Here is a 16,457-nt window from a genome sequence, read left to right as displayed (position 1 = left end):
CACGGTCATCCGCATGGCGCGGCGCGGCAGGCCGGCCTTGGCCAGCAGGCTGCGCTTGAGCAGCTGAAAGTCCTCGCAATCGCCCGAGCCGTCCTCGGCCAGGTCCCAATGGTCGGGAACGCCGAGGTGGTCCATGTCGGTCACCGGCGTCACCGTAGCGTTGACCCGGCGGTTGACGGCCTGGATCGTGCTCCAGATCGCCGGCGTCATGGCGATGCGGGCGGGCTCGGCGGGGTCGACCGCGCACTCGGCCGGGTAGCCCTGGCAGAAGGCGACCCAGGCGAGGATCGGCTTGGCGGCGCCGACCGGCGCGGCGGCGATGGTGGGGGCGGGCAGCGAGGCCAGGGTCTGCGCCGCGACCGGGGCGACGGCGGGGGCGAGAAGCGCGAACAGCCCGAGGCCGAGCGCCCGGATCACCGTCCCCTTGCTGCTGAACACCCGGCCCATCGCCACAACCCTCCGTCGATGGAGGCAGGATGGGGCCGCTCGCCCTCCGCGGCGCTGAAGCCGATCCGCGCAATTTTATCGATTCCCCGGTGCGACCGGACCGGCTCGCAACAGCCCGAACCGGACGCTGTGGCGACGCCGCGGATTGTCGGCATCGCGTTGAGGATCGGGAAACCTTGTGCCGCCGGATCGCGACCGCCCGATGTCGCAGCCGCACGCCGATGGCGAATCGGAGCGAACGCCGCGGGCGTGAGTCGGCCCCTCGCAGCGCTGGCCGGTGTCGGGTCGGGTCAGCGGCGCGCCTGCGATGACGGCATCGCTCGGGATCGGCCGATCACGCGACGCGACGCGCGCGCCGGTCGCCTGCGATGGCGGCTGTCCGAGGTCTCGGGAGCGCGGCGTCTACAGCGTCATGCCGTCGTGGAAGCGATCGGGGGAGAGCGGCAGCATGAACTGGACGCCGAACCCGCCCTCGAAGTAGCGCACGAGCTTCCCCGGCGTGCTGCCGATCGTGACGGTCGCGCCGAGCGGGGGAACGTTCAGGCTGGCCAGGGCCACGCCGGACATCGAGATGTCGATGACCCGCGCCTTGATCTCGCGCCCGCTCTCCAGACGCACGATCACCGCCGGCTGCTTGGGCACGACGCGCTCGTGGGTTCGGCCTTCCGGCAGGCCGAGGATCTCGCGGTTGGCGAGCCAGGTGAGCTGCGAGGCGATCTTGTCGCGCTTGCGCGGCGTCGCCGAAAGCTGCACGGCGAATCCACCCGGGGGATGCCGGGCGATGACGCCCTCGATCCGGCCGATATGCTCGAGGTACAGCACCACGCGCTCGCCGAGCTCGCCCACGACCGCGCAGGTCAGACGGACCCCGCCGGGCGACATGTCGACGGTCTGGCACGGGTATTCGCGGCGATCCGACAGCATGTAGCGACCGAGCAGCGCCACCGGCACGCGCTGGTGGCGGCGCAGATCGGAGGCCTGCGCGAGGCGCAACGTGGTCGTTCCCACTGGTGTCTGCGCCGTGTTCATTCCGAAGCCGGCTTGATCCGTTGGTGATCGGACTCAAAACCTAACGCGGTCTCGTTACGAAACCCTTTTTTTCGGATGACGCAATCTCAGGTCAGATTCGGCCGCCGCGGTGGACCAGGAGATGGCCGCGACGGAAGGGGCTGCCGTCGTTGGCCGGCGGGGGGAGGGCACCGAACGAGCCGGCCTCCGAGGCGAGGATCGCGAGGCCGGCATCGCCGTCGGCCGAATCACCCCGAAACAGCCCGGCCTCGGGCCGGTTCAGCACCCGGAGCGAGAGCGTGTCGAGGCGGACGAGCGGCCGCAGGCCGAGCCAGGCCGGCGGGCTCACCGGGCTCAGGGTGCCGAGCGCCCGCGCCTGGGTGCGCCCGCGGTGGCGCAGCGGCAGGAGCAGGAACTCGAGGTCGATCGCCTCGCCGGCGCTGTTGGTGCCGCGCAGCCCCGCGACGACGCCGAGCGCGTCGTGCGCCACGATCTCGACCATCCGCCAGGGGTCGGCGGGCGCCGTGCCCCAGAGATCGGACAGGTGCGAGGCGCGCAGCTCCCGCCCGAACAGGGCGCAGACCCGGGTGCCGGCGAGCCGGAGGGTCGCGGTCCGGTGCGGCATGTCGATCTCGAGGATCAGGCTGTCGGCCAACAGGTGGCGGATCTCTCCCGGCTCGATCTCGGCGCGCTCCGGCGCACAGCGCTGGCCGCGGATCCGATCCCAGTAGCTGTGGAGCATGCGGCTCGTCGGATGCTTCATGAGTGTCCCGGAACGATGCACGGCGGCGTGACGATGGGTGCCGCTTCGGAACACCTGCGATCAGGCGCGATGCATCCGGCGGCAGTTCGAGACCCACGGCGCACAGCCTATGCCCCCGGCCGCGGCCAAGCTCGCGCAACCCTTCGTTAAGGTTACGAAGAGGTTGACGTTGCGTGACGCGCGCCGCCGCATGACAGTGATCACGACAGCGTGACGGCTCGGGTTCGCCCCGCGCCGGCCACGCCTCCGGGTCGCCTTTGCGAGGGGCACGGAGGGATCGGGCGCTCGGCGCCCCGCCGTCTCCTGGTCCGGACGGCGCCCGAACCCGATGCGGGCTCGGGGATCCTTCGCTTCAGGGAGGGGGTCCATCACCGGGCCACCTCCCTTTTTTTGTTCGCCGACCGGCATTCCGGCCGCCGCCGTCGCCGCAGGCCCTTGCCCCGCGGGCCGCCGCGCCGACATGTGGCGCCATGGATGCCTCGCCCGATCTGCCGCGCCAGGGCCGCGTGCCCGTCTTCAACATGCCGGGCGTGGTCACCGTCTCGATCGGCCTCCTGCTCGCGATCCACGCGGTCCGCGAGATCCTGCTGCCTGACAGCTGGGACATCCGCCTGGTCCTCGACCTCGCGCTGGTGCCGTCCCGCTGGACGACGTGGCTCGACCCGGCCCAGGCCGACGCGGTGATGCGGGCGGCGAGCGAGGTCGGCGACGCCCAGTTCGCGGCCGCGCGCGAGGCCTTCGCCCGCTACGTGCTGACCGATCCCGGCCCGTACCTGTGGAGCTTCGCGACCTACGGCCTGCTGCACGGCTCGTGGATGCACGTGATCTTCAACACCGTCTGGCTCGCCGCCTTCGGCTCGCCGGTGGCGCGGCGCTGCGGTGCCTGGCGCTACGGCCTGATCGGGCTCGCCGGGACGGTCGCCGGCGGCGCGCTGCACGTGGCGATCGACCCGCTGAGCACCGCACCGCTGATCGGCGCCTCGGCCGGCGTGTCGGCGCTGATGGCGGCCGCCGCCCGCTTCGTGTTCCAGCCGCCGCTGCCGGGCTACGGCACCCAGCCCTGGCAGCTGCCGCCCCGGCGGCCGGTCGAGACGGTGCCGGAGCTCCTGCGCAACCGCACCGCGGTGACCTTCCTGGTGATCTGGATGGCGACGAACCTGCTGTTCGGCCTGATCAGCCTGCCGCTCGGCGCCGAGAGCGCCGCCGTCGCGTGGGACGCGCATCTGGGCGGCTTCGTCGTCGGCTTCCTGATGTTTCCGTTCGTCGATCCGCGGGAACCGGTCGCGCAATAGTCCCGGTGCGGGCGGGCACGACTGTTTCGCTGCCGGTCTCGGCCGGCGAGATCAGCATTGGCGTAGCGAACGGACCCCCGAGACGGTCGTGCCCGGCCTTGCCATGACGCGGCATCCGCCACACACTCGCGCGGAGCGCAGGCGCGATCCGGGATCAACCCGGGCACGTCGCGGTCGGCGCGCACCGTGGCTGACGGCGCGCGCGGCTTCACCTCCTGGGAGGGATCTTCATGACCATCGCACGCATCCTCGCCGAGAAGGGCGGGGACATCGTCACCATCACCCCCGAGCGGACCCTCGACGAGGCGATCCACCTGCTGGCCGAGAAGCGGATCGGCGCCCTCGTGGTCACCCACGGCGACGGGTCGGTCGCTGGCATTATCTCCGAGCGCGACATCATGCGGGCGCTGGCCAAGCTCGGCGGCGGCGCCTTCGATGCGCCGGTCTCCGCGCACATGACCGCCGAGGTCGTCACCTGCAAGCGCGCCACGACGGTGGAGGACGTGATGCAGCTGATGACCGACGGGCGCTTCCGCCACGTCCCGGTCTGCGAGGACGGCCGCCTGGTCGGCCTCATCTCCATCGGCGACGTGGTCAAGCGCCGGATCGCGGCGGTCGAGGCCGAGCATCAGGCGATGCGCGACTACATCACGATGGCCTGAGGCCGGATCGGGCCGCGCTCATCCCCGGGCGGGGTCGAGGGTGACGTGCCAGAGGTCGGCATCGGCCGCGTCCTTCAGCGTCACCGTCATCTGCTCCGTCCGCCCGTCGACGGCGACGTGGCCGAAGAACTGGTAGCCCGCCGCCGGCGACAGGTTCGCCTGTCCCTCCGGCGGCGCCTTCACGAAGCGCAGCTGCGGCCCGAACGTGTCGTCGAGCTTGTTCGGGCCGAACGTGCCCGCGTGCAGCGGGCCGGAGACGAACTCCCAGAACGGCTCGAACTCCTGGAAGCGGGCCTTGTTCGGATCGTAATGGTGCGCCGCCGTGTAGTGCACGTCGGCCGTGAGCCACACCGTGTTGCGGATGTTCGCCGTCTTGATGAACCGCAGCAGGTCGGCGATCTCGAGCTCGCGCCCGAGCGGCGGCCCGTCGCCCTGCGCCACCGCCTCCGACCCGAAGCTCCGCTCGGGATCGTAGGTGACGACGAGCCCCAGCGGCATGTCGGCGGCGATCACCTTCCAGGTGGCGCGCGACTCCGCCAGCGCCCGCTTGAGCCAGGCGAGCTGCACCGGCCCGAGGAAGTACGCGTCCGGACCGTAGCGGGTCTCGCGGTTCTCGCCGTTCGGCCCGCGATACGAGCGCATGTCGAGCATGAACACGTCGACGAGGGGGCCGTAGGCGATCTTGCGGTAGACGCGGCCCGGCTCGGCCGGCTCGAAGCGCATCGGCATGTATTCGTGGAAGGCGCGGGACGCCCGCACCTCGAGGGCCCGCACGTTCGGGTCGGCGTACTTCTTCCTGAGGTGCTCGGCGCGGGTCAGCGGCTCGCCGGGCCACCAGTTGTTGGTGACCTCGTGGTCGTCCCACTGCGCCAGGATCGGCACGGCCGCGTTCATCGCCAGCACGTTCGCGTCCGTCAGGTTGTACTTGTAGCGGCCGCGGAACTCGGCGAGCGTCTCGGCCGGCTTCGCCACCGCCTCGGTGACGCGGTTGCGCCAGAGGGTGCCGTCCGGCAGCATCACCTCGGCTGCGATCGGCCCGTCTGCGTAGATCGTGTCGCCAGAATGCAGGAAGAAGTCCGGGCGGTTGCCCAACATCGCTTTGTAGATCGTCATGCCGCCGCCGGCCTCGTCGATGCCCCAGCCCTGGCCCGCCGTGTCGCCGGACCAGCAGAACGAGACCGAGCGACGGTCGGCCGGCGCAGTGCGGAAACGGCCGACCTGGGCCGGCCCGCGGATCGTCGGGGCGGCCAGGTCTTCCAGACGGATCCGGTAGAGGATGTCCTGTCCCGGCGGCAGATCGGTGAGCGCGACCTTCACGGTGCCGTCGGTTTCCGGCAGCGCGTCGGCGACGGTGCCGCCGCGGATCTCGGAAAAGCTCTCGGTGGTGGACCATTCGACGATCGCGCGGCACGGCCGGTCGGCACGCGCCCAGACGATCGCGGAGTCGGAGCCGACGTCGCCCGATTGCAGCCCGTGGGTGAGGATCGGCCGGTCGGCGGCGCGGCTGAGGCCCGGCCTGGCGAGGCCGGAGGCGAGCCCGACGAGCCCGGCCCCGCCGGTCAGCAGGAGTTGGCGGCGGCTGGACACCATCGGGTCGGCTCCTCGCGGCGGGCGGGCACTGTGCCGATCCCCGACGTGAGGCCGCATCGCAGGCCGACACGACAGTCGCGTGACGTATCAGGCCCGCGCGGCCGCGGCCTGTACCATCGCCCGGATGCGGGGCAGGGCGGCCCGCGTCGCCGCATGGCCGGCGGCGATCCCCTCGGCCGCCCGGTGGAACTCGAACTGGCCCATGGCGGCGAGATCGGGCCCGATCGCGCAATCGGGCGGGTCCCGCTCGAGGCGCGCGCGGGAGATGCGGTCCTGCGTGATGTTGAACGCATCGAACATCACCCGGCCGATGCCGGGCCCGGACGGCGCGACCCGGCGGTTGCGCAGGCCGGCGAGCAGGTTCCAGCGGCGTGCGCCGACGGCGGTGACGACCTGCTCGACCGGATCGACCGCCTCGGGCTCGATCACGCCGCCCCGCAGCCGCGGATCGCAGGCGAGGTTCACGCCGATGACGAGGTCGGCGCCCATCGCGCGGGCCAACGTCACCGGCACCGGGTTGACCAGCGTCCCGTCCATCAGCAGGCGCCCGTCGCGCTCCACCGGCGCGAACAGCCCGGGCAGGGCGTAGGAGGCGCGCAAGGCTTCGATCAGCGACCCGCGGGTGAGCCAGACCTCATGCCCGGTGCCGAGCTCGGTGGCGACCGAGGCGAAACCCACGGGCAGGTCGTCGACGAGGCGGTCGCCGAGGTCGCGCACCAGCCGCCGGCGCAGGCGGTCGCCGCCGATCAGGCCGGAGCCCGACAGGCGCGGGTCGAGAAGGCCGAGCACCCGGCGGCGGGTGAGGGAGAGCGCGAACTCGGCCAGCGCGTCGAGCTTGCCCGCCGCGAAGCAGCCGCCGACCACGGCGCCGATCGAGCAGCCGGCGACGACCGCCGGATGGATGCCGGCCTCGTCGAGGGCGCGGATTACGCCGATATGCGCCCAGCCCCGCGCCGCACCGCCGCCGAGCGCCAGCCCGATCCGCGGTTCCCAGGGCGCCGCGTCACGGGTCGGCTCGACGGTTCCGGGGGCGATCGCGGCGGGTGTGGCGTGCCGCAGCAGGGCGTGCGCGCCGCTCATGCGCCGGCGGGATGCAGAACCGCGCGGCCGTCGGGATCGAGGGTGACGCCGCGGTAGAAGCACGCCCGGCGCCCGGTGTGGCAGCAGCCGCCGTCGCCGCCGACCGCGACGGTGATCAGCAGCGCGTCCTGGTCGCAATCGGTGCGCATCTCGACGACGCGCTGGATCTGCCCCGAGGTCGCGCCCTTGTGCCAGAGCTCGCGGCGCGAGCGCGACCAGTACCAGGCCTCGCCGGTCTCCAGCGTGCGCTGCAGGGATTCGGCGTTCATGTGCGCCAGCATCAGCACGCGGCCGTCCTGCGCGTCGACGGCGATGCAGGCCACGAGCCCGTCGCGGTCGAAGCGCGGGGTGAAGGCCGTGCCTTCCTCGACCTCGGCACGGCTACCGGGCGGATCGAACGGGACCATGGACGACCATCTCCGCGCGGAGCGCCTGAACCTTACGCCTTCCCGCCGCGGACCAGCGTCAGGAACCGCACCTGCTCGCTGGCATCCTCGCGGAAGGCGCCGCGGAACTGGGTGGTGATGGTCGAGACGCCGGCCTTCTGCACGCCGCGCATCGCCATGCAGAGATGCTCGGCCTCGACCAGGACGGCGACGCCGCGGGGCTTGAGGATGCTCTCGATCACGTCGGCGATCTGCGCTGTCATCGTCTCCTGCGTCTGCAGGCGGCGGGCGAAGGTGTCGACGACGCGGGCGAGCTTCGACAGGCCGACGACGCCCTTGGTCGGATAGTAGGCGATGTGCGCCAGCCCCATGAACGGCACCATGTGGTGCTCGCAATGGGAGTAGAACGGGATGTCGCGCACCAGCACGATGTCGGAATAGCCCTCGACCTCCTCGAACACCCGCTCGAGCAGGGCGTCGGCGTCGACGTCGTAGCCGCCGAAGAGCTGGCCGTAGGCCTTGACCACGCGGGCCGGGGTGTCGAGCAGCCCCTCGCGGTTCGGGTCGTCGCCGGCCCAGCGCAGGAGCGTGCGCACGGCGGCCTCGGCCTCCTCGCGGCTCGGGCGCGCCAGCGCGATGCCCTCGGGCACGCGCGTCGCGGATGCGGGCTTTCTGGCAATGTCCTTCGTGGCGTCCTCCGCAACCTCCAGCGCGGCCGTCTCGGCACGGCGCTCGGCGAGGCTCGCCACCACGCGATCGTTGTCGTTGCGCATGACGCTCAAGCTCGGCTCGGCCTCGGGAACGGGCCGGCTGGCGCCGTAGGACAGGGATTTGAGCGCGGCATCCATGGCATCTCCAGCCCGCGCCACACGGGCCTTCATCGTGGTACTGTCCGGCTTGGCATACATGCGGTCGAACCGTCTCGGAGCCCGGAAGGCTCCGGGCCGGCGCCCCGGTTGTTACGGTGTCCGTGGCCGTGGGCGCGACCCTGGTCGACGAGCCGCCTCCTCGCGAAACGGCGTCACGCGGCCTATATCGTCGTTCTTGCACGATCGCGCAATGCACGGCGCGCGGGGCAGGCCCGGACCGTCCGGGGACGAAGCGCGGCGATCGCACGGATCGACCGCGCGACGATCGAAACCGAGGACAAGGATCGGCAGGCGCCCATGCTCGACGACATCTACAACCGGCGCATCCTCGAACTCGCCGCCGACATCCCGCGGCTCGGCCGGCTTCCCGCGCCGGACGCCAGCGCGACGGCGCATTCGAGGCTCTGCGGCTCGACGGTGACCGTCGACCTCGTGCTCGGCCCCGACGGGACGGTGGCCGATTTCGCCCACGACGTGAAGGCCTGCGCGCTCGGCCAGGCCTCGTCCTCGCTGATGGGGCGGCACGTGGTCGGCTCCAGCCCCGGCGAGCTCCGGGCGGTGCGCGAGACCATGCGCGCGATGCTGAAGGCGAACGGCCCGGCTCCGGAAGGCCGGTGGGCCGACCTCTCCGTGCTGGAGCCGGTGCGCGAGTTCAAGGCGCGCCACGCCTCGACTCTGCTGACCTTCGACGCGGTGGTGGACGCCCTCGACCGGATCGAGGCCGGCAAGCAAGCCGCCGCCTGACGCGATGCTGCGGCGGGCCGCCCACGTCGCGATCCGCGGCTACCAGCTCACGCTGTCGGGCCTCGTCGGCCGTCAGTGCCGGCACTGGCCGAGCTGCTCGGACTACGCCGACGCGGCGATCGCCCGGCACGGGCTCTGGCCCGGCGCCTGGATGGGGTTTTCGCGGATCTGCCGCTGCGGGCCCTTCGGCACCCACGGCATCGACCTCGTGCCCGACGCGTTGCCTCCGCGGGCGCGCTGGTTCCTGCCCTGGCGCTACGCGCGCTGGCGCGGGGTGAACGCGCCGGAAAACCCGTTTTCCTGCGATGCGGTCGAGGCCTCGGACGGACTGGCCCGGGTGGCGGCACCAGACCGCGGCTGAAGCGCCGCGGGCCGCGCCCGGCGAACCTGCGGCGATGCCGGCCTTGCCAGCCGGTCACGAACCGCCGCACACTCCGAGCCCAGAACGACGCCAGCGTCGCCCCCGGCCGCAAGGCCCGACAATCGAGACGGAAACCCCATCGGCATGAGTCAGGGCTCGTCCGCCACCTCCCTCGACGACGGCATCGTCGCCACCGCCGAAAGCTGCCTCGCTTCCGTGGGCCAAGCGCGGGAGGCGATCCACGGGGTGATCTTCGGGCAGGAGAAGGTCGTCGACCTCGCCCTCGTCACGATCCTGGCCGGCGGCCACGGCCTCCTCGTCGGGCTGCCGGGCCTGGCCAAGACCAAGCTCGTCGAGACGCTGGGCACGGTGCTCGGCCTCGACGCCCGCCGGGTGCAGTTCACGCCCGACCTGATGCCGTCCGACATCCTCGGCACCGAGATCCTGGACGAGGATGCCGACCGGCGCAGGTCGTTCCGCTTCGTCAAGGGCCCGGTCTTCACCCAGCTCCTGATGGCCGACGAGATCAACCGGGCGAGCCCGCGCACGCAGTCGGCGCTGCTGCAGGCGATGCAGGAGAACTTCGTCTCGGTGGCCGGCGAGCGCCACGACCTGCCGCGGCCGTTCCACGTGCTGGCCACCCAGAACCCGATCGAGCAGGAGGGCACCTATCCGCTGCCCGAGGCGCAGCTCGACCGGTTCCTCCTGGAGATCGACGTCGGCTATCCCGACCGCGCCGCCGAGCGCCGCATCCTGATCGAGACGACCGGCATCGCCGACCAGGGCGCCAAGGCGGTGATGTCGACCGACGCGCTGCTGACCGCGCAGCGCCTCGTGCGCCGCCTGCCGGTTGGCGAGGCGGTGGTCGACGCGATCCTCGACCTCGTCCGCTCGGCCCGCCCCGACAGCGGCGATCCGCTGGTGAAGGGCAAGCTGATGTGGGGGCCGGGCCCCCGCGCCAGCCAGGCCCTGACCCTGGCGGCGCGTGCCCGCGCGCTGATCGAGGGCCGCGTCGCCCCCTCGATCGCCGACGTGAAGGCTTTGGCCGAGCCGGTCCTGAAGCACCGCATGGCGCTGAGCTACGCCGCGCGCGCCGACGGCGATACCGTCGAGGGGCTGATCGCCAAGCTCGCCGAGAAGCTCTAGCGCGTGGCGGCCGCCCGCGCCCTCGAAGCGATCCCGCGCGTCCCGGGCCGGCGGGAGAACGAGGGCGCGGTGGCGCTCTCCGACCGCATGCCGCGGCTCGTGCTGGAAGCCCGCCGCGTCTCGTCGATGCTGGCGCACGGGCTGCACGGCCGTCGCCGCGCCGGGCCCGGCGAGAGCTTCTGGCAGTTCCGGCCCTTCGTGAACGGCGAGGCGGCGGCGCGGATCGACTGGCGCCGCTCGGCCCGCGACGACCGGCTCTACGTGCGCGAGCGCGAGTGGGAGGCCGCCCACAACATCTGGATCTGGATCGACCGCTCCGCCTCGATGGGCTTCGCGTCCGATCTCGCGCAGGCCGCGAAAGTCGAGCGCGCGCTCGTCCTCGGGCTGGCGCTCGCCGACGCCTTCGTCGACGGCGGCGAGCGGGTCGGGCTGCTGGGCCTCACCCGCGCGACCGCATCGCGGAAGATCGTGGAGGCGATGGCGCAGGCGCTCGTCGCGGACGTGCCCGGCCTGACCCAGGACCTTCCGCCCCGCGCGGCCCCCGCCCGCTTCGACGAGGTGATCCTGATCAGCGACTTCCTCACCCCCCTCGACCGCGTCGCCGCGGCCGTCCAGGAAATCGCCGGCCGCGGCAGCCGCGGCCACCTCGTCGTCGTCGCCGACCCGATCGAGGAGACGTTTCCGTTCGCGGGACAAGCGGTGCTGCACGACCTCGAATCCGGGTTCTCGCTCGACGTCGGCGACGCCGCCGCCTGGGGCGACGCCTATCGCGGGCGCATCCGGGCGCACAGGGCCGGCCTGTCCGAGATCGCCCGCGGCATCGGCTGGACGCTGACCCTGCACCGCACCGACCGCCCCGCGAGCGAGGCGGCGCTTCGCCTCGCGACCCTGGTCGCCGCCGCCCGCGGCACGGGCTAGGAGGGCGTCGTGCTCGGATTGACCTTCGCCGCCCCCTTCGCGCTCGCCGCGCTGATCGGCCTGCCCGCCCTGTGGCTGCTGCTGCGGGTGACGCCGCCGCGCCCCCGCCGGATCGATTTCCCGCCGCTCAAGCTCGTCGCCGACTTGGCTGCGCAGCGCCAGACGCCGGCGCGGACGCCGCCCTGGCTGCTGATCCTGCGCGTGCTCGCCGCCGCCGCCCTGATCCTCGCCGTCTCCGGCCCGGTCTGGAACCCGAGCGGCGTCGGCGCCGGCGGCGGACGCAAGGCGCTGCTGGTGATGGTCGACAACGGCGTCTCCGCCGCCCACGACTGGCGCGACCGGATGCGGGTCGCGACCGATGCCGTCGAGGGCGCCGCCCGCGACGGCCGCCCCGTCGCCGTGGTCGGGCTGGCGGACGCAGCCGCCGCGATCGAGGCGCGGACGCCCGCGGCCAGCCTGGAACGGCTGCGCGCGCTGGCGCCGCGCCCGCACCTGGCCGACCGGGACGCGCATCTCCAGGTCCTGGCCGGCTTCCTCGAGCGCAATGCCGGCGCGGGCATCGTCTGGATCAGCGACGGCGTCGCCGGCATCGAGCCCGCCGGCTTCCCCGGCCGTCTCGCCGAGCTCGTCGCGTCGTCGGGCGCCGCCCTGACGATTCTGCGCGCCGAGACGCCGCCGGCCCTGGCGCTGACCGCGTCCGAGACCGGGGGCAAGCTCACGGCCCGGGTGCTGCGCGCCGCCGCCAACGGCCGCGACGCCGGCCTGGTGCGGGCGCTCGACCCGAAGGGCCTGCCGCTCGCCGAGCACGACTTCGCCCTCGCACCCGACGCCACCGACACCGAAATCGCCTTCGACATGCCGATCGAGCTGCGCAACGGCGTCAGCCGCATCGAGATCGCGGGCGAGCGCTCGGCCGGCGCCGTCACGCTGGTGGACGAGCGCGGCAAGCGCCGCCGCGTCGGCCTCGTCTTCGGCGGCACCAACGACCAGGCGCAGCCGCTGCTGGCGCCGACCTACTATCTCTCCCGCGCGCTGCAGCCCTTCGCCGACGTTCAGGAGGCGCGCGGCGCCAAGGGCATCGCCGACCAGGTCGGGCAGCTGCTCGACAACCAGGTGACGGTGCTGGTGCTCGCAGACGTCGGCGCCATGGACGACCGCACCGCGGCCCGCGTGCAGACGTTCGTCGAGAATGGCGGCCTCCTGCTGCGCTTCGCCGGTCCGCGGCTCGCCGCCGGCAGCGATCCGCTGGTGCCGGTGCGCCTGCGCCGCGGCGGGCGGACGCTCGGCGGCACCCTCTCGTGGGACAGCCCGAAGACGCTGGCGCCGTTCGCGCCCGAGAGCCCGTTCGCGGGCCTGGCGCCGCCTGCCGACATCGGCGTGCGCCGCCAGATCCTGGCCGAGCCCGACGGCGACCTGCCCGGCCGCACCTGGGCCTCGTTGCAGGACGGAACGCCGATCGTCACCGCCGAGCATCGCGGGCAGGGGCTCGTGGTGCTGTTCCACGTCACCGCCGACACGACGTGGTCGAACCTGCCGCTGTCGGGCCTGTTCATCGACATGCTGCGCCGGGTGGTGGCGCTGGCAGGTTCCTCGGCCGCCCCCGCCGAGGGCGGCCCGCGCCCGGCCGCGGCGATCCTCGCCCCGCGGCTGGCGCTCGACGGCTTCGGCGCGCTCGGCACCCCGCCGGCCTCGGCCACCGCGGTGCCGGCCGACTACGCCGACCGCGCCTCGCCGGAGCACCCCCCGGGCTTCTACGGTCCCGCCGACGGCGGCACCGCGGTGAACGCCCTGCGGACCGAAGACCGCCTCAGGGCGCTCGACCTCGCGCCGCTGAACGGCGCCCGCACCGGGACGCTCGCCGGCGCCGAGACCCTGGACCTGCGCCCGAGCCTGTTCACGCTGGCGCTGCTGCTTCTGGTGCTCGACACGCTGGCCGGGCTCTGGCTCGGCGGTTTCCTCAACCGCGGCTCAGGCGGACTGGTCGGCCGCCTGCGCGGCCGCGCGGCGATGCTCGCGATGGCGGGCGTGCTCATGCTCGGCGGCCTCGGCGCGCCGCCGGCGCGGGCGGAGGAGCCGCCGGCGAACCGCCCGAACGGCATCGAGTCGGCGCTGGTCACGCGGCTCGCCTACGTGGTCACAGGCGACGCGGCGGTCGACGAGGCGAGCCGAGCCGGTCTCACCGGCCTGACTCAGATGCTGGCCTCGCGGACCGCCCTGGAGCCGGGAGAGCCCGCCGGCCTCGACCCGGCCAAGGACGAGCTGGCGTTCTATCCGCTGATCTACTGGCCGATCGCGTCGGGCCGGCCCCAGCCCTCGGAAGCGACGATCCGGCGGGTCGATGCGTTCATGCGCAACGGCGGCACCGTCCTGTTCGACACCCGAGACGCGCTGACGGCGCGGGCCGGTGGGCCACCGACGCCGGAGGCCGCCTACCTGCGCAAGATGCTGGCGACGCTGGAGATCCCGGAGCTTGAGCCGGTGCCGTCCGACCACGTGCTGACGAAGGCGTTCTACCTCGTCGACAGCTTTCCCGGGCGCTATGCCACCGGCCAGACCTGGGTCGAGGCGCTGCCGCCGGCCGCCGAGGGCACCGAGCGCCGCCCGGCGCGGGCCGGGGACGGCGTCAGCCCGATCGTCATCACCGGCAACGACCTCGCCGCCGCCTGGGCGATCGACCGCCGCGGCGACCCGCTCTACCCGGTGGTCGGCGGCGACCAGCGCCAGCGCGAGATGGCGTTCCGCGGCGGCGTCAACATCGTGATGTACACGCTGACCGGCAACTACAAGGCGGACCAGGTCCACGTGCCGGCCCTGCTGGAGCGGCTGGGACAGTGAGATCTCTTCGCGTTCAGGCCAGCTCTTCTCCCTCCCCCCTCGGCGGGGGAGGGTACCCTGCGGAGCAGGGGGGGATAGGGGAGCGACGGTGCCGGATACGGCGCTTCCCTCTCCCGACCCTCGCTGACGCAAGGCCCACCCTCCCCCGCAGAGGGGGGAGGGAGCATGCGCGGTGCGCGCGCCCAGGACACAAGGCTCTCACCCCATGCTGAGCCTCAGCTTCACGCCGCTGCTGCCCTGGCCGGTGCTCGCGGTGCTCGCCGTCGTCGTGGTGCTGTTCGCGGTCCTCGCCTTCCTGGCGGGCGGCCGCACGGCGATCCTCCGGGCGCTGGCGCTCGGCCTGGTGCTCGCGGCCTTGGCCAACCCCGCGCTGGTGCGCGAGGATCGCGAGCCGGTGAAGGACATCGCCGCGGTGATCGTCGACCGGTCCGGGTCGCAGGCGCTCGGCGATCGGCCGGCGGTGACCGACCATGTCCGGGCCGAGCTGCAGCGCCGCTTCGGCGCGCTGGCCAACATCGAGCCGCGCTTCATCGACGTGCCGGACGCCGCCGGCGACGACGGCACCAAGCTGTTCACCGCGCTCGGGCAGGCGCTCGCCGACGTGCCGCCGGAGCGGCTGGCCGGCGTCGTCATGCTCACCGACGGCGTGGTCCACGACATCCCGGCCTCGCTCGCCGCGCTCGGCATCAAGGCGCCGCTGCACGTGCTCGTCACCGGCCACCCGGACGAGCGCGACCGGCAGATCAAGCTGCTGGAGGCGCCGCGCTTCGGCATCGTCGGCAAGGACCTGACGATCCGGGCCGAGGTGATGGAGCGCGGCGGCACCGGCTCGGCCGTCGTGGCCCTGCGCCGCGACGGCGAGGAGATCGGGCGGCGCACCGTGCCGACGGACAAGCCCTTCGACCTCACCGTCAAGATCGAGCACGGCGGCCCGAACGTCGTCGAGATCGAGGTCGAGCCGTTGCCGGGCGAGCTGACCACGGTCAACAACCGCGCCGTGCTGCCGATCGAGGGGATCCGCGAGAAGCTGCGCGTGCTGCTGGTCTCCGGCGAGCCGCACCAGGGCGAGCGCACCTGGCGCAACCTGCTGAAGTCCGACGCCAACGTCGACCTGGTGCACTTCACCATCCTGCGCCCGCCGGAAAAGCAGGACGGCACGCCGATCTCCGAGCTGTCGCTGATCGCCTTCCCGACGCGCGAGCTGTTCGTTCAGAAGATCAAGGACTTCGACCTGATCATCTTCGATCGCTACGCCAACCAGAGCGTGCTGCCCTCGGCCTACTTCGACAACATCACCCGCTACGTCCGCGAGGGCGGCGCGCTGCTGATCGCGGCGGGCCCGGAATTCGCCGGCCCGGCGAGCCTCGCGCGCACCCGGCTCGCCGGCATCCTGCCGGGCGACCCGAACGGGCGGGTCGTCGAGCAGCCCTACAAGCCGACGGCGACGGCCACCGGCAACCGCCATCCGGTGACGCGGGCGCTGCCCGGGGGCGACGCCACGCCGCCGGCCTGGGGCGACTGGCTCCGCATCGTCGCGGCGCAGCCGCGGGCCGGCAACCAGCCGCTTCTGTCGGGCGCCGAGAACCTGCCGCTGCTCGCGCTCTCGCGCGAGGAGAAGGGCCGCGTCGCCTTGATGCTGTCCGATCACGCCTGGCTCTGGGCGCGCGGCTACCAGGACGGCGGCCCCTATCTCGACCTGCTGCGCCGCCTCGCGCACTGGCTGATGAAGGAGCCGGCGCTCGAGGAGGAAGCGCTGCGCGCGCAGATGACCGGGCGCGGCCGCGAGGTCCGCGTCGAGCGCCAGACCATGGCGGAGGCGACCGATCCGGTCACCGTCACGAGCCCGACCGGCAAGGTGAGCACCCTGACCCTGAAGCCCTCGGAGCCGGGACTGTTCGGCGCGACCTTCGAGGCGGCCGAGCTCGGCCTGCACACCCTGCGCTCGGGCACGCTGGCCGCCTTCGTCAGCGTCGGCCCGCCGAACCCGCGCGAGCTCGCCGACGTGTTCAGCGATACCGAGCGCCTGAAGCCGGTGGCCGACGCCTCCGGCGGCTCGATCCGCCGGGTGGCGGACGCGTCGGGGGCCGTCGCGGTGCCCCGCCTCCAGAGCGTGCGCGGCGGCCGCCTCTCCGGCGCCGACTGGATCGGCTTCCGCCCGAGCGACAGCGCGGTGATCCGCGGCGTCGAGGTGTATCCCCTGGCGCTCGGGCTGGCGGCCCTGGCGCTGCTGGCCGCGGCCGTGCTGGCGATGTGGCTGGTGGAAGGCCGGCGCGGGCGGGCGGCGTAAACGACGAGTTCTCGCGTTGATATCGAAGCATCAGCGCGTTTCCCTCCCCCCTCTGCGGGGGAGGGTGGG

Annotated in this window: 15 protein-coding genes; 8 read left to right on the top strand and 7 right to left on the bottom strand. The window is 73.2% G+C overall.

Going from position 1 to position 16,457, the window contains the following annotated elements:
- The 3 genes from MKK70_RS02590 to MKK70_RS02580 all read right to left on the bottom strand — a co-directional run.
- Window positions 1–447 (bottom strand): transglutaminase-like cysteine peptidase (locus MKK70_RS02590; RefSeq protein ID WP_243945683.1); only part of this gene is annotated, 447 nt, incomplete at its 3' end.
- A 402-nt stretch (window positions 448–849) separates the two neighbouring features.
- A complete protein-coding gene (locus tag MKK70_RS02585; RefSeq protein WP_147728270.1) occupies window positions 850–1,476 on the bottom strand; it encodes a PilZ domain-containing protein in 627 nt (208 codons plus the stop codon).
- A gap of 91 nt (window positions 1,477–1,567) precedes the next feature.
- Entirely contained in the window at window positions 1,568–2,218 is a 651-nt protein-coding gene (locus tag MKK70_RS02580; protein WP_147728269.1) for a PAS domain-containing protein, read from the bottom strand.
- A gap of 470 nt (window positions 2,219–2,688) precedes the next feature.
- On the opposite strand from MKK70_RS02580, the gene MKK70_RS02575 reads away from it, so the two are divergent.
- Both MKK70_RS02575 and MKK70_RS02570 read left to right on the top strand, forming a co-directional pair.
- Window positions 2,689–3,510 carry a rhomboid family intramembrane serine protease gene (locus tag MKK70_RS02575; protein WP_147728268.1) on the top strand — a complete coding sequence of 274 codons (822 nt, stop codon included), beginning with the start codon at window positions 2,689–2,691 and terminating at the stop codon, window positions 3,508–3,510.
- A 230-nt stretch (window positions 3,511–3,740) separates the two neighbouring features.
- Entirely contained in the window at window positions 3,741–4,172 is a 432-nt protein-coding gene (locus MKK70_RS02570; RefSeq protein WP_147728267.1) for a CBS domain-containing protein, read from the top strand.
- Between the two features lie 18 nt (window positions 4,173–4,190).
- Here MKK70_RS02570 and MKK70_RS02565 read toward each other — a convergent pair whose 3' ends face one another.
- From MKK70_RS02565 to folE, 4 genes are all read right to left on the bottom strand, one after another.
- A complete protein-coding gene (locus tag MKK70_RS02565) occupies window positions 4,191–5,762 on the bottom strand; it encodes an alkaline phosphatase D family protein (protein ID WP_243945681.1) in 1,572 nt (523 codons plus the stop codon).
- Between the two features lie 87 nt (window positions 5,763–5,849).
- Window positions 5,850–6,842 carry a patatin-like phospholipase family protein gene (locus tag MKK70_RS02560; RefSeq protein ID WP_243945679.1) on the bottom strand — a complete coding sequence of 331 codons (993 nt, stop codon included), beginning with the start codon at window positions 6,840–6,842 and terminating at the stop codon, window positions 5,850–5,852.
- On the bottom strand, window positions 6,839–7,249 hold the full coding sequence (hisI, locus tag MKK70_RS02555) for a phosphoribosyl-AMP cyclohydrolase (protein ID WP_147728538.1): 411 nt from the start codon (window positions 7,247–7,249) through the stop codon (window positions 6,839–6,841). Before hisI ends, MKK70_RS02560 begins: the two co-directional genes overlap by 4 nt.
- A 32-nt stretch (window positions 7,250–7,281) precedes the next feature.
- Window positions 7,282–8,136 (bottom strand): GTP cyclohydrolase I FolE, encoded by an 855-nt coding sequence (gene folE / locus MKK70_RS02550; protein WP_147842278.1) that lies wholly within the window; start codon window positions 8,134–8,136, stop codon window positions 7,282–7,284.
- 258 nt (window positions 8,137–8,394) lie between these two features.
- On the opposite strand from folE, the gene MKK70_RS02545 reads away from it, so the two are divergent.
- The 6 genes from MKK70_RS02545 (at window position 8,395) to MKK70_RS02520 (ending at window position 16,388) form a co-directional block, all read left to right on the top strand.
- Window positions 8,395–8,841 carry an iron-sulfur cluster assembly scaffold protein gene (locus MKK70_RS02545; protein WP_147842289.1) on the top strand — a complete coding sequence of 149 codons (447 nt, stop codon included), beginning with the start codon at window positions 8,395–8,397 and terminating at the stop codon, window positions 8,839–8,841.
- 4 nt (window positions 8,842–8,845) lie between these two features.
- Entirely contained in the window at window positions 8,846–9,202 is a 357-nt protein-coding gene (yidD, locus tag MKK70_RS02540) for a membrane protein insertion efficiency factor YidD (RefSeq protein ID WP_147728535.1), read from the top strand.
- 144 nt (window positions 9,203–9,346) lie between these two features.
- Entirely contained in the window at window positions 9,347–10,348 is a 1,002-nt protein-coding gene (locus MKK70_RS02535) for an AAA family ATPase (protein ID WP_147728534.1), read from the top strand.
- Window positions 10,349–10,351: 3 nt separating this feature from the next.
- Entirely contained in the window at window positions 10,352–11,266 is a 915-nt protein-coding gene (locus tag MKK70_RS02530; RefSeq protein ID WP_243936189.1) for a DUF58 domain-containing protein, read from the top strand.
- Window positions 11,267–11,275: 9 nt separating this feature from the next.
- Window positions 11,276–14,101, top strand: coding sequence for a DUF4159 domain-containing protein (locus tag MKK70_RS02525; protein ID WP_243945677.1), 2,826 nt, complete (start codon window positions 11,276–11,278; stop codon window positions 14,099–14,101).
- 205 nt (window positions 14,102–14,306) lie between these two features.
- Window positions 14,307–16,388, top strand: a complete 2,082-nt coding sequence (locus MKK70_RS02520; RefSeq protein WP_243945675.1) for a hypothetical protein — start codon at window positions 14,307–14,309, stop codon at window positions 16,386–16,388.
- The last annotated feature ends 69 nt before the right edge of the window (window positions 16,389–16,457 follow it).

Source organism: Methylobacterium sp. E-041 (assembly GCF_022829665.1).
Lineage (GTDB): Bacteria > Pseudomonadota > Alphaproteobacteria > Rhizobiales > Beijerinckiaceae > Methylobacterium.
This window is presented reverse-complemented; position numbering and strand designations above follow the sequence as displayed.

Excerpts from the sequence above, each read along its gene's own strand:
- MKK70_RS02585 (WP_147728270.1), bottom strand. The coding sequence starts at position 1,476 with ATGAACACGGCGCAGACACCAGTGGGAACGACCACGTTGCGCCTCGCG.
- MKK70_RS02580 (WP_147728269.1), bottom strand. The coding sequence starts at position 2,218 with ATGAAGCATCCGACGAGCCGCATGCTCCACAGCTACTGGGATCGGATC.
- MKK70_RS02575 (WP_147728268.1), top strand. The coding sequence starts at position 2,689 with ATGGATGCCTCGCCCGATCTGCCGCGCCAGGGCCGCGTGCCCGTCTTC.
- MKK70_RS02570 (WP_147728267.1), top strand. The coding sequence starts at position 3,741 with ATGACCATCGCACGCATCCTCGCCGAGAAGGGCGGGGACATCGTCACC.
- MKK70_RS02565 (WP_243945681.1), bottom strand. The coding sequence starts at position 5,762 with ATGGTGTCCAGCCGCCGCCAACTCCTGCTGACCGGCGGGGCCGGGCTC.
- MKK70_RS02560 (WP_243945679.1), bottom strand. The coding sequence starts at position 6,842 with ATGAGCGGCGCGCACGCCCTGCTGCGGCACGCCACACCCGCCGCGATC.
- hisI (WP_147728538.1), bottom strand. The coding sequence starts at position 7,249 with ATGGTCCCGTTCGATCCGCCCGGTAGCCGTGCCGAGGTCGAGGAAGGC.
- folE (WP_147842278.1), bottom strand. The coding sequence starts at position 8,136 with ATGTATGCCAAGCCGGACAGTACCACGATGAAGGCCCGTGTGGCGCGG.
- MKK70_RS02545 (WP_147842289.1), top strand. The coding sequence starts at position 8,395 with ATGCTCGACGACATCTACAACCGGCGCATCCTCGAACTCGCCGCCGAC.
- yidD (WP_147728535.1), top strand. The coding sequence starts at position 8,846 with ATGCTGCGGCGGGCCGCCCACGTCGCGATCCGCGGCTACCAGCTCACG.
- MKK70_RS02535 (WP_147728534.1), top strand. The coding sequence starts at position 9,347 with ATGAGTCAGGGCTCGTCCGCCACCTCCCTCGACGACGGCATCGTCGCC.
- MKK70_RS02520 (WP_243945675.1), top strand. The coding sequence starts at position 14,307 with ATGCTGAGCCTCAGCTTCACGCCGCTGCTGCCCTGGCCGGTGCTCGCG.